This is a genomic window from Streptomyces sp. NPDC027663, from assembly GCF_055566415.1.
The window spans coordinates 756,313-768,645 of the sequence record NZ_JBVHSK010000002.1; the positions used below are offsets into that span (position 1 = coordinate 756,313).

Below are 12,333 nucleotides of genomic sequence, written 5' to 3' on the forward strand. Positions count from 1 at the left end.
CTTAGCGCTTCTTGTTCGTCTTGCGGCGGCGGACGATGTACTTGTTCGACGCCTTCTTGGGCGAACGAGTACGGCCTTCCTTCTTGCCCCACGGGGACACGGGGTGACGACCACCGGAGGTCCGGCCCTCACCACCACCGTGCGGGTGGTCAACCGGGTTCATCACGACACCACGGACGGTCGGGCGAACGCCCAGCCACCGCTTACGGCCGGCCTTACCCCAGTTGATGTTGCTCTGCTCGGCGTTGCCGACCTCACCGACGGTGGCGCGGCAGCGGACGTCGACCAGGCGGATCTCGCCGGACGGCATGCGCAGGTGGGCGTAGGCGCCCTCCTTCGCGAGCAGCTGCACGGAGGCACCGGCGGAACGGGCGAACTTGGCACCGCCACCGGGACGGAGCTCGATCGCGTGGATCGTGGTACCGACCGGGATGTTGCGGATGGCCAGGTTGTTGCCCGGCTTGATGTCGGCCCCGGGGCCGTTCTCCACGGTGTCGCCCTGCTGCAGGTTGCGCGGGGCGAGGATGTAGCGCTTCTCGCCGTCGGCGTAGTGCAGCAGCGCGATGCGCGCGGTGCGGTTGGGGTCGTACTCGATGTGCGCGACCTTCGCCGGCACGCCGTCCTTGTCGTGACGACGGAAGTCGATCACGCGGTAGGCGCGCTTGTGTCCGCCACCCTGGTGGCGAACGGTCACACGACCGGTGTTGTTACGGCCGCCCTTGCTGTGCAGGGGACGGACCAGCGACTTCTCCGGCGTGGACCGCGTGACCTCGACGAAGTCGGCGACGCTGGCGCCACGACGGCCCGGCGTAGTCGGCTTGTACTTGCGGATTCCCATTTCTCAGTCCTCGTCCGATATCGGACGATCCGGACCGCCCTCAGGCGGTCGGACCGCCGAAGATGTCGATACGGTCGCCCTCGGCGAGGGTCACGATCGCGCGCTTGCTGCCGGCACGCTGACCGAAACCGGTCTTCGTGCGCTTGCGCTTGCCCTGGCGGTTGATCGTGTTGACCCCGGTGACCTTGACCGAGAAGACCGCCTGGACGGCCTGCTTGATCTGGGTCTTGTTGGCGTTCGGGTCGACGATGAACGTGTACTTGTTCTCGTCGAGGAGCGCGTAGCTCTTCTCGGAGACGACCGGCTTCAGCAGGACGTCACGGGGGTCCGTGTACGACTTGCTCAGCGGGGTCTCGACGGTGTTCTTGCCCTCGGTGGCGTGGCGACGCGCCTTGGCGACGCGCGCGGCCTTGGCGGCCTTGGCGGCCTTCGAGGCGATAGCGGGGTGACGGATGGCCATCAGACCTCGCTCCCTTCGGTGTCGTTGGCCTTCGGGCCGGCGACGAAGGACTCGAAAGCGGCCTGGGTGAAGACCACGTCGTCCGAGACGAGAACGTCGTACGTGTTCAGCTGGCCCGGCTCCAGGATGTGGACCTGGGGCAGGTTGCGGGCGGACAGCCACGCGGCCTCGTCGGCGCGGTCGACGATCAGGAGCAGGTTCTTGCGCTCCGAGATCTTGCCGAACAGCGACTTGGCGGCCTTGGTGCTGGGGGTCCCGCCCTCGACCACGCCGGAGACGACGTGGATGCGGTTGTGACGCGCCCGGTCGGTGAGGGCACCGCGCAGGGCGGCGGCCTTCATCTTCTTCGGGGTGCGCTGCGAGTAGTCACGCGGCACGGGACCGTGCACGACGCCACCACCGGCGAACTGCGGCGCGCGGGTCGAACCCTGACGGGCGCGACCGGTGCCCTTCTGGCGGTAAGGCTTCTTGCCACCACCACGGACCTCGCCACGGGTCTTGGTCTTGTGCGTGCCCTGACGGGCAGCGGCCAGCTGCGCGACGACGACCTGGTGGATCAGCGGAACGCTGACCTTGGCGTCGAAGATCTCCGCGGGGAGCTCGACGGAACCGGCCTTCTCGCCCGCCGGCGAAAGGATGTCAACAGTGCTCATCGGTTACCTCAGGCCCCCTTGGCCGCGGTGCGGACCAGGACGAGGCCGCCGTTCGGACCGGGAACCGCGCCCTTGATGAGCAGCAGACCCTTCTCCGCGTCAACGGCGTGGACGGTCAGGTTCTGGGTGGTGACCCGCTCGTTGCCCATGCGACCCGCCATGCGGAGGCCCTTGAACACGCGGCCCGGGGTGGCGCAGCCACCGATGGAACCGGGCGAGCGGTGCTTGCGCTGGGTGCCGTGTCCGGCGCCGAGGCCACGGAAGTTGTGGCGCTTCATGACACCGGCGAAGCCCTTGCCCTTGCTCTTGCCGGTGACGTCGACCTTGATGCCGGCCTCGAACACCTCGGCGGTGATCTCCTGGCCGAGGGTGTACTCGCTGGCGTCAGCGGTACGGATCTCGACGAGGTGGCGGCGCGGGGTGACGTCGGCCTTGGCGAAGTGGCCCTTGAGGGGCTTGTTCACCTTGCGCGGGTCGATCTCGCCGAAGGCGATCTGGACCGACTCGTAGCCGTCGACATCGTTCGTACGAACCTGGGTGACGACGTTGGGGCCGGCCTTGACGACGGTGACCGGAACAACGCGGTTGTTCTCGTCCCACACCTGCGTCATGCCGAGCTTCTCGCCCAGGATGCCCTTGATCTGCTTAGCCATTCTCAGCTCACCGACCCTCAGAGCTTGATCTCGATGTCGACACCGGCCGGGAGGTCGAGTCGCATCAGAGAGTCAACGGTCTTGGGGGTGGGGTCGAGAATGTCGATCAGGCGCTTGTGCGTGCGCATCTCGAAGTGCTCGCGCGAGTCCTTGTACTTGTGCGGCGACTTGATGACGCAGTACACGTTCTTCTCAGTGGGCAGCGGCACCGGGCCCGCGACCGACGCACCAGTGCGGGTCACCGTCTCGACGATCTTCTTCGCCGAGGAGTCGATGACCTCGTGGTCGTAGGCCTTGAGCCGGATGCGGATCTTCTGTCCCGCCATGGCTACTCAGTAGTCCTGTCTCTCTTACGCTCCGGAACCCGGCGGATTCCTTCTGCTGCCTTCGTTCCTCCGACCCACGCGGTCGGGCGTGTCGCGCTCCCGCTGACACGGATGTCCCTTGTTCGAACATCCCTGCGGGGAATGCACACGGCCCTTCCGGAACCGCAAGCCGGGGGCGGAAGGCCCACCGGGCGCCTGGCCGGTGCCGCGCTCACACTTCCCGGAAGATTCCCGTACGTCCGCCCCAGTGCTGCCCGTGGGCAGTTAGGACGACGAGTACTGTGGGACTCGCTTCCGGTCCTCCCGGCGGGAGGCGCGCAGCATCAACACTCGACCGAGCAACTCCGACAGTCTGCCATATGGGGCAGGGCCTCCGCCAATCGAGCCGAAGAGATTACCCCGAAGGTGACGTAGGTCAAACCGCGGCGCGGACGGCTCCGCTCACCGGCGGGCACGGGGCCGCCGCCACGCCGAAGCGGCATCCGGGGTGGTCACGGCGCCCGGCGAGCGGGTGCAGGCGGCTGTGATCGTCGGCGAGACACGGGCCGAGCGGCGCCGACGCGGAGCGCTTGAGGGTCGGCTTCGGAGACACGCCGTCCACAGATCGTCGCCATGCGGTTGAAGGAGCACGCGTCCTCACCTCACACCGACGCGCACACCATCCCCACGGCGACACAGCTCCGCGTTGCAGCCTCAGGAACACCCCAGGGTTCTGACGGTGGCGGGAAAGTAGACCCGCATGAACTTCTCGATGTCCTTGCGGTGAGACTGATCAGCGAGGCTGATCCGGGGGAGCTGGAGGGTGAGGGTGAAGTAGTTTCCGCGTTTGGTTTTGCATGGGGCCTGTGAGATGGCGCCATCGCTGCCGACGAGGGTCTTGTAGCGGAACTCCACAGGGTGCGGATCGGTGACGTGCGACACCGTGCCGGTGTTCGTGGCCAAGTACGTGAGGTCCGTCGGGTTTTCGTCCCATGAGAACCGAAACCCGAGCACCGCGCGATTGCCTGACAGGAGCATGCACGGAGCAGTGACGGCCGCAGCCCGATCGACCCGATTGAACTCATGCAGGTCTTCCACGGGCGTCACGAGCGGAGCGGTAAGCCTACGAGTGATGGACGTGCCGCAGATCTTCTCCGGGACCTCCTGCTCCTTGGTACAGGAGACCAGCAAGCACTGCGCCAGCGCTGTCAGGCCCAGTAGAACCATGAGGCGGCTCTTCTTCGTCACGACTGCTCTCCGGATACGCCACGGGCATGATCGATTCCGGCACCCGCAGACTCACTGATCTCGCCCTTCGGGTCGAAATACACGGAGTCCCTCACGGTATGCGTCTTCCGCCACTCGCCGGCAAGGGCCATCAGCTGGCCGTTCCTCCTGGCATAAGCCTGGAAGTTTTCGTCGGCCCGCTTGTCATCCAACCTCTTCTGCTCATCCTCCAACCACTGCTCCGTGACGTAATCGAACCCCTCCTGGACGTCTTCACCCGCCACCGGAATCAAGCTGATCGCCTTGTCGAAGAGGGGCTTGGCCTCGAATTCGGCTGTTTTCGGGTCGCCCTGTGCCTGGACTCGGGCCTCCTCCAGGAAGCCGACCGTGCGGCCCGCGCGGAGCAGGGACTCGTTCGAGTGGGAGTGGTCGCCGTGGATCGACGAGACCATTGCCTGGTTCAGCCCCCCGTTCAGGGTGCCGTACGCCTCCTTGTCCTTGGAGATCTGCTTGGCCACCTCGAAGAGCTGGTCCTGTTTCAGCGGGGAGTGTGCGATGTCGATCTCGCTCATGGACGCGTGGACCGTGGCGCCGTGATTGACGAGCACGTTGGCCATCGGCCGACGGAGCGACGGCGGGAAATCGTCGCCCTGTTCCGCCAGGTGCCGCAGGGCCGACCGGAGGACCGCGTTGTTCCGAGTGCCGTGCGCAACGTAGTGCGCGTGCTTGTCCGAAGGGTCGATCCCGGTCGCCGCCGCCTGGAGCGCCGCCCCGAACCCCGCCCGGTCGTCCGCGTCGGGCCCCGCCGTGTATCTGGCCGCCTTCGGCACGTCCTGCTCATGGAGGCTGACGTTCCAGTCCCTCTCCCTCATCAGGTACCGCATGTGCGCATCCGAGGAGAGATAGTGCGCCGCCGTCCCGGGGTCCCGGCTCATGAGACCCAGCGCTCCGTCCACCGGGTCGTTGGCGAACCAGCCGTCGTGCCGGCCGGCGTACTCGCCCTTCAGCTGCCAGATCCCCGGCTGCCGCTTCTCCGCCGCGATCATGTCGTCGGTCAGATCCTCCAGCATCGCGGGCGCGTATCCGTGTCCGGCCCGCATCAGGGTGACCAGTGACTGGTAGCCCACCGCCTGGCCCAGCCGTGCCCCCTGCGCGTCCGTGGCGTACCGCTCGACGCCGGCGTCCCGCATGTCCGCCCGCCACTGCCGGTACCAGTCCGAGTCCGTGTCCCGGGTCGCCGTGGCCAGCGTGTCCGCGAGGCCGGACTCGATCACCGAGTACGACCGCAGGACCGGCCCGCTCTGCCCGCCCCGCACGTGGAGGAGGTCGTTCAGCCGGTTGGTGAGTGCCAGGGTGCCCTCCGGGCCCAGGTCGTCCAGGAGGGTGCGGGAGAACACCTCGTCGTCGGCGTTGTCGCGGAACGCCCGCTCCAGTTCCGCGAGTTCCTTCCCCGACAGGTGTCCGCCCCGGCTCAGCCTCTCCAGGGTCTTCTCCGCGGCCAGCGCCTCGTACGTCTCGACGTCCCCCACCGCCCTGCCGTTGAAGCCTCGCCCTCCGGCCAACGGGTCGGCGTCGACGACCACCGCGGCCAGCGCGGTTCTGACGCCCTCGTCCGCGTCCGTGACGTCCCGGACCGCCTTGTCGATCCGGTCCTGCCAGCCCTGTACGGCCCTCTCGTCGGCGCCCTCCTCCGCCGACACCACACCACGGTCGGACACCCGCATGTCCGCCGCCAGTGCCTCCCGGCGCACCGCCTTCAGCCGGCCCCTCAGTTCCACGAACTGGGCGTGTGCGTCCCGCAGCAGGGAGGCGATCGCTTTCGCCTCCGTCTGTGCGGAGCCGAACTCCTGCAGCGTGACCGCGAAGCGCCCGTGCGCGGCCTCCGCGCTCATGCCCGCCCAGGCCACGGGGGCCGCCGACACGTCGTGGACATCCCGCCGGTACGTCTTCTGCTGCCTGGCGAACTTTTCCGCCATGCCGTCCCAGCGGTCCGCCGCGGTGGTGAGCGTGCCGAGGTCGGCGGCCATGATCTCGTGATACGTCGGCATGTCCGGCCGGCCCCTCAGTACCGGTCCAGGGCGGACAGCTTCCGCAGGGCGGCGCCGGTACCGAGGTCCGCGCCGGTCAGGACCATGTTCGTGGCCCGCAGCGCGTCCTTCTCGCCACCCAGCCGGTCCAGGAGGGTCTTCACCTGGCCGGACCAGGTGTCGTGGGCCGTGCGCAACGCCCCGGCGGCCGCCCAGCCGTCCCCGTCCCGCGCGCCGAGCGCCTTCACCGCCGCGGCGGTCTCGTCGTCGGCCCACTCGCCGGCCGTGCGTGTGCCCGGTTCGATGTGGTCCTCCAGTGCCCGGGCCGCCGCTCGCTTGCGGGCCGGGGCGGACACCAGATTTTTCGGCCCGTGGCCGCCCGACATGCCGTCCATCACCGCTCCTCGACCGCCGCAACCACCGACAGAACCTCAACCGGTCTACGCCGATCTACGTCACGGTGTGTTCGTCGTCGTCGCGTTGACGCCGCGATCTTCCGGGGAGGGGAACCCCCGGAAATGCGGAAGAGGCCCGTACGACCGAAGTCGTACGGGCCTCCTCTCAGGTCAGGTGGTGACCTTCAAGCAAGCGGAACTTACTTGACGATCTTGGTGACCTGGCCGGCGCCCACGGTGCGGCCACCCTCACGGATGGCGAACTTCAGGCCCTCTTCCATGGCGACGGGCTGGATGAGCGCAACGGTCATCTCGGTGTTGTCGCCCGGCATGACCATCTCGGTGCCCTCGGGGAGGGTCACGACGCCGGTCACGTCCGTGGTACGGAAGTAGAACTGCGGACGGTAGTTGTTGAAGAACGGCGTGTGGCGGCCACCCTCGTCCTTGGACAGGATGTAGGCCTGAGCCTCGAAGTCGGTGTGCGGGGTCACCGTGTTCGGCTTGATGATGACCTGGCCGCGCTCGACGTCCTCGCGCTTGATACCGCGGAGAAGCAGACCGACGTTCTCACCGGCCTGACCCTCGTCCAGCAGCTTACGGAACATCTCGATGCCCGTAACCGTGGTCTTGGTCTTCTCTTCCTTGATGCCGATGATCTCGACTTCTTCGTTCACCTTGAGCAGACCACGCTCGATACGACCGGTGACGACGGTGCCACGACCGGTGATCGTGAAGACGTCCTCGATCGGCATCAGGAACGGCTTGTCGACCTCGCGCTCCGGCTGCGGGATGGCCTCGTCGACAGCGTTCATCAGGCTGAGGACGGAGTCCACCCACTCCTTCTCGCCCTCGAGGGCCTTCAGGGCGGAGACCTTGACGACCGGAACGTCGTCGCCCGGGAACTCGTACTCGGAGAGGAGCTCACGGACCTCGAGCTCGACGAGCTCCAGGATCTCCTCGTCGTCCACCATGTCGGCCTTGTTCAGGGCGACGACGATGTACGGAACGCCGACCTGGCGGGCCAGGAGCACGTGCTCCTTGGTCTGCGGCATCGGGCCGTCGGTCGCGGCGACCACCAGGATCGCGCCGTCCATCTGGGCGGCACCGGTGATCATGTTCTTGATGTAGTCCGCGTGACCCGGGCAGTCGACGTGGGCGTAGTGACGCGCCTCGGTCTGGTACTCGACGTGCGCGATGGAGATGGTGATACCGCGCTGACGCTCCTCAGGAGCCTTGTCGATGTTGTCGAACGGGGTGGCCTCGTTCAGGTCCGGGTACGCGTCGTGCAGCACCTTGGTAATGGCGGCCGTGAGGGTCGTCTTACCGTGGTCGATGTGACCGATGGTGCCGATGTTGACGTGCGGCTTAGTCCGCTCGAACTTCGCCTTCGCCACTGGGGTCCTCCTGTGGAGTGGTTCTGTACGCCTTACTTCATCGGCGCCAGGTGATCTTTGCTGTTAAAGCCCGGAACCGGGGGCAAACATCCGTGTTTGCGGGTGTTTGCCCCACGAGGCTCCGGAGTCAAGCCTAAGGCGTTGAATCGCGGTGCGTTAAACGCGGTGCGTTACTCGCCCTTGGCCTTCGCGATGATCTCCTCGGCGACGTTCCGCGGAACCTCGGCGTAGGAGTCGAACTGCATGGAGTAGCTGGCGCGGCCGGACGTCTTGCTACGCAGGTCGCCGACGTAACCGAACATCTCCGAGAGGGGCACGAGGCCCTTCACGACGCGGGCACCGGCCCGCTCCTCCATGGCCTGGATCTGGCCACGGCGGGAGTTGATGTCGCCGATGACATCACCCATGTAGTCCTCGGGCGTGGTGACCTCGACGGCCATCATCGGCTCGAGCAGCACGGGGCTGGCCTTGCGCGCGGCCTCCTTGAAGGCCTGCGAACCGGCGATCTTGAAGGCGAGCTCGGAGGAGTCGACCTCGTGGTAGGCGCCGTCGTGCAGGATCACGCGGACACCGGTCATCTCGTAACCGGCGAGGATGCCGAACTGCATGGCCTCCTGCGCACCGGCGTCGACCGAAGGGATGTACTCCTTCGGGATACGGCCACCGGTCACCTTGTTCACGAACTCGTACGAGGTGTCGCCACCCTCGAGCGGCTCGATGCCGATCTGCACCTTCGCGAACTGACCGGTACCACCGGTCTGCTTCTTGTGGGTGTAGTCGACGCGCTCGACGGCCTTGCGGATCGTCTCGCGGTAGGCCACCTGCGGCTTGCCGACGTTGGCCTCGACCTTGAACTCACGGCGCATACGGTCGACCAGCACCTCGAGGTGCAGCTCGCCCATGCCGCCGATGATGGTCTGGCCGGTCTCCTCGTCCGAGTGGACCTGGAAGGACGGGTCCTCCTCGGCCAGGCGCTGGATCGCGACGCCGAGCTTCTCCTGGTCGCCCTTCGACTTGGGCTCGATGGCGACCTGGATGACCGGCGCCGGGAAGTCCATGGACTCCAGGATGACCGGGTTCTTGTCGTCGGCCAGCGTCTCACCGGTGGTGGTCTGCTTCAGGCCCATGACGGCGACGATGTCGCCGGCGCCCACCGACTCGATCTCCTCACGCTTGTTGGCGTGCATACGGTAGATCTTGCCGATGCGCTCCTTCTTGCCCTTGACGGAGTTCAGCACCGAAGAGCCGGACTCCAGGCGGCCCGAGTAGACCCGGACGAAGGTGAGCTTGCCGAGGTGCGGGTCGCTCATGATCTTGAACGCCAGCGCCGAGAGGGGCTCCTCGTCGGACGGCTTGCGCTTGACGACGACCTCGGGGTCCTTGACGTCGTGGCCCTCGATGGCCTCGATGTCGACCGGGGACGGCAGGTAGCGGACGACCGCGTCGAGCAGGGGCTGGACACCCTTGTTCTTGAACGCGGTACCGCAGAACACCGGAGTGACGGTGGTGCCGGTGCCCTTGCCGGACGCGATGGTGATACGACGGATCGCGGCGTACAGCTGCTCCTCGGAAGGCTCCTCGCCCTCCAGGTACAGCTCCATGATCTCTTCGTCGTTCTCGGCCACGGCCTCGAGCAGCTTGCCGCGGTACTCCTCGGCAGCCTCGGTGTGCGTGTCCGGGATGTCGACGACGTCGTACATCTCGCCCTTGGTGGCCTCGGCGGACCACACGAGCGCCTTCATGCGGACCAGGTCCACGACGCCCTTGAAGTCGGCCTCGGCACCGATCGGGAGCTGCATGACGATCGGCTGAGCGCCCAGGCGGTCAGAGATCATGTCGACGCAGCGGTGGAACTCGGCACCGGTCCGGTCGAGCTTGTTGACGAAGCAGATACGCGGCACGCCGTAGCGGTCCGCCTGACGCCACACCGTCTCGGACTGCGGCTCAACGCCGGCGACGCCGTCGAACACCGTCACGGCACCGTCGAGCACGCGCAGGGAGCGCTCCACCTCGACGGTGAAGTCGACGTGACCCGGGGTGTCGATGATGTTGATGGTGTGGTCGACGTTCTCCAGCGGCCAGTGACAGGTGGTGGCAGCAGAGGTGATCGTGATGCCACGCTCCTGCTCCTGCTCCATCCAGTCCATGGTGGCAGCGCCGTCGTGGACCTCACCGATCTTGTACGACACACCGGTGTAGAACAGGATCCGCTCGGTGGTGGTCGTCTTGCCCGCGTCGATGTGGGCCATGATGCCGATGTTGCGCACCTTGGCCAGGTCAAGTGAAGTGGTAGCCATAAGGCTTCAGTCTTCTCTCGGTCTCGATGTGGGTAGCGACTACCAGCGGTAGTGCGCGAAGGCCTTGTTGGACTCGGCCATCTTGTGGGTGTCCTCGCGCTTCTTCACAGCGGCGCCCAGGCCGTTGCTGGCGTCGAGGAGCTCGTTCAGCAGACGCTCGGTCATGGTCTTCTCGCGGCGGGCGCGGGAGTAACCGACGAGCCAGCGCAGCGCCAGGGTGTTGGCACGACCGGGCTTGACCTCGATCGGGACCTGGTAGGTGGCGCCACCGACACGGCGGGACTTGACCTCGATGGTCGGCTTGATGTTCTCGAGAGCGCGCTTGAGCGTGATGACCGGGTCGTTGCCGGTCTTCTCGCGCAGGCCCTCCATGGCGCCGTAGACGATGCGCTCGGCGGTGGAGCGCTTGCCGTTCAGCAGCACCTTGTTGATGAGCGACGTGACCAGAGGAGAACCGTAGACCGGGTCGATGATGACCGGGCGCTTCGGGGCGGGGCCCTTACGAGGCATTCTTACTTCTCCTTCTTGGCGCCGTAGCGGGAACGGGCCTGCTTGCGGTTCTTGACACCCTGGGTGTCGAGGGAGCCACGGATGATCTTGTAGCGAACACCCGGCAGGTCCTTCACACGGCCGCCGCGCACGAGCACGATGGAGTGCTCCTGCAGGTTGTGTCCCTCACCCGGAATGTAAGCGGTGACCTCGATGCCGCTGGTCAGACGCACACGCGCGACCTTACGCAGGGCCGAGTTCGGCTTCTTCGGGGTGGTCGTGAACACACGCGTGCAGACGCCACGGCGCTGAGGGGAACCCTCGAGTGCGGGCGTCTTGTTCTTCTCGACCTTGTCCTGCCGGCCCTTACGGACCAGCTGCTGGATCGTAGGCACTACTTCTCCGGTTTCTGTGTGCCGATCAGTACAGCTAACCTGGAACGTCGCCGACCCACGCGGTCGGGTGTGTCGAATCCGCCGAGCTTTCGCCGCGAGGCGAAAAGGGCGCAGATTACGGTGGCCGCTGGTGGCTCGCCATGCGGTTTGCAGGCACGCACAGGAGCCAGGGCACACCCCAGGCACAAGGTCTGAGCGTACCTACCGCACGGACTTCGGTCAAAACAAATGAAGCTCGCACCCCGCGCGCACCGACACGCCGGACTTGTCCTGGTTCCCTGCCCCGGCTTCGAGCCGCTTACGCATGAATCCCGGCCGTTCCGTCATCGCGCGGCCCGACGCTTCTGTACGTTGAGCGATCGCTGCTCGCTTGGGGGACGAGGTTCGATGACGGGGGACATACCGCACGCGTTACCGCGGCGCAGGCCCGACGAGGCACCGGGGGACGACGGGCTCGACGACCGGGTGCCGTTCCTGGCCCGGCTGGAGAAGGCGGACCGGGCCGCGCTGCTCGGGCTGGGGCACGAGCTGGACTTCGCGCCCCGTGACGTGCTCCTGCGCCAGCGGGAGCCCTCCTCGCACGTGCTGTTCGTCGTCGAGGGCTGGACCAAGGTCACGGCCGCGGCCGCCAACGGCTACGAGGCACTGCTGGCCCTGCGCGGGCCCGGCGACATCATCGGCGAGTCCGCCGCGCTGACCGGCCGGACCCGGTCGGCCACCGTGACCGCGCTGGAGGAGGTCCGGGCCGTGGCCGTCCAGAACGAGCGCTTCACCGGCTTCCTGGCGGAGTCCCCCGCCGTCTCCTTCGCCCTGCTCGGCCTCACCTCGGACCGCACCCGCGCCGCCGACCGGCGCCGCCTGGAGTTCGCCTCCCTGACCGTCCGGGAACGGTTCGCGACCCTGCTGCTCGACCTCGCCCGCACCCACGGCCACCGCACCGCGGCAGGAGTCGAGCTGTCCGTGCCGCTGAGCAAACAGGAGCTGGCCGGCTCCGTGGGCGCCTCGCGGGAGGCGGTGCAACGGCTGCTGAAGGACCTGCGCGAGCGGGACGTGGTCCGCACCGGCCGCAGGGCGCTGGTGATCGTACGGCCGGACGTACTGCGCAGGATCGCGCGGGCGGAGGGCTGCGAGTGAGCCGGCAGGACCGGGATGCCGTGCGGGCCGGCCCCGGCCTCCTGTGCCTCCGGGCGCCTGCCGTGG

The 12,333-nt window shown here is 67.2% G+C and carries 13 protein-coding genes; 1 reads left to right on the plus strand and 12 read right to left on the minus strand.

Annotated elements, in window-relative coordinates:
• Window position 1: 1 nt before the first annotated feature.
• From rplB to rpsL, 12 genes are all read right to left on the minus strand, one after another.
• Window positions 2-838 (minus strand): 50S ribosomal protein L2, encoded by an 837-nt coding sequence (gene rplB, locus ACZ4SF_RS08320; RefSeq protein ID WP_468379898.1) that lies wholly within the window; start codon window positions 836-838, stop codon window positions 2-4.
• Window positions 839-878: 40 nt separating this feature from the next.
• Window positions 879-1,298, minus strand: coding sequence for a 50S ribosomal protein L23 (gene rplW / locus ACZ4SF_RS08325; protein ID WP_190045803.1), 420 nt, complete (start codon window positions 1,296-1,298; stop codon window positions 879-881).
• Complete coding sequence (gene rplD / locus ACZ4SF_RS08330; RefSeq protein ID WP_468379901.1) at window positions 1,298-1,951, minus strand: 50S ribosomal protein L4; 654 nt, start codon at window positions 1,949-1,951, stop codon at window positions 1,298-1,300. Before rplD ends, rplW begins: the two co-directional genes overlap by 1 nt.
• Before the next feature lie 8 nt (window positions 1,952-1,959).
• Entirely contained in the window at window positions 1,960-2,604 is a 645-nt protein-coding gene (rplC, locus tag ACZ4SF_RS08335; RefSeq protein ID WP_279548913.1) for a 50S ribosomal protein L3, read from the minus strand.
• Window positions 2,605-2,621: 17 nt separating this feature from the next.
• Window positions 2,622-2,930: a 30S ribosomal protein S10 gene (gene rpsJ, locus ACZ4SF_RS08340; protein ID WP_003948644.1), complete on the minus strand. Its 309-nt coding sequence runs from the start codon at window positions 2,928-2,930 to the stop codon at window positions 2,622-2,624.
• A 693-nt stretch (window positions 2,931-3,623) separates the two neighbouring features.
• The gene (locus tag ACZ4SF_RS08345; protein ID WP_468379904.1) at window positions 3,624-4,157 is read right to left on the minus strand and encodes a hypothetical protein; all 534 of its coding nucleotides are present in this window, start codon (window positions 4,155-4,157) and stop codon (window positions 3,624-3,626) included.
• Window positions 4,154-6,184 (minus strand): hypothetical protein, encoded by a 2,031-nt coding sequence (locus ACZ4SF_RS08350; protein ID WP_468379907.1) that lies wholly within the window; start codon window positions 6,182-6,184, stop codon window positions 4,154-4,156. Before ACZ4SF_RS08350 ends, ACZ4SF_RS08345 begins: the two co-directional genes overlap by 4 nt.
• 14 nt (window positions 6,185-6,198) lie before the next feature.
• On the minus strand, window positions 6,199-6,558 hold the full coding sequence (locus ACZ4SF_RS08355; protein WP_468379910.1) for a hypothetical protein: 360 nt from the start codon (window positions 6,556-6,558) through the stop codon (window positions 6,199-6,201).
• Between the two features lie 200 nt (window positions 6,559-6,758).
• Window positions 6,759-7,952, minus strand: a complete 1,194-nt coding sequence (gene tuf, locus ACZ4SF_RS08360) for an elongation factor Tu (protein WP_468379913.1) — start codon at window positions 7,950-7,952, stop codon at window positions 6,759-6,761.
• A gap of 170 nt (window positions 7,953-8,122) precedes the next feature.
• On the minus strand, window positions 8,123-10,249 hold the full coding sequence (gene fusA, locus ACZ4SF_RS08365; RefSeq protein ID WP_468379916.1) for an elongation factor G: 2,127 nt from the start codon (window positions 10,247-10,249) through the stop codon (window positions 8,123-8,125).
• A gap of 39 nt (window positions 10,250-10,288) precedes the next feature.
• Window positions 10,289-10,759 (minus strand): 30S ribosomal protein S7, encoded by a 471-nt coding sequence (gene rpsG, locus ACZ4SF_RS08370; protein ID WP_067240370.1) that lies wholly within the window; start codon window positions 10,757-10,759, stop codon window positions 10,289-10,291.
• 2 nt (window positions 10,760-10,761) lie between these two features.
• Complete coding sequence (gene rpsL / locus ACZ4SF_RS08375) at window positions 10,762-11,133, minus strand: 30S ribosomal protein S12 (protein ID WP_003948652.1); 372 nt, start codon at window positions 11,131-11,133, stop codon at window positions 10,762-10,764.
• A gap of 387 nt (window positions 11,134-11,520) precedes the next feature.
• Here rpsL and ACZ4SF_RS08380 point away from each other — a divergent pair, with 387 nt between their 5' ends.
• Complete coding sequence (locus ACZ4SF_RS08380) at window positions 11,521-12,267, plus strand: Crp/Fnr family transcriptional regulator (protein WP_468379920.1); 747 nt, start codon at window positions 11,521-11,523, stop codon at window positions 12,265-12,267.
• Window positions 12,268-12,333: the final 66 nt, after the last annotated feature.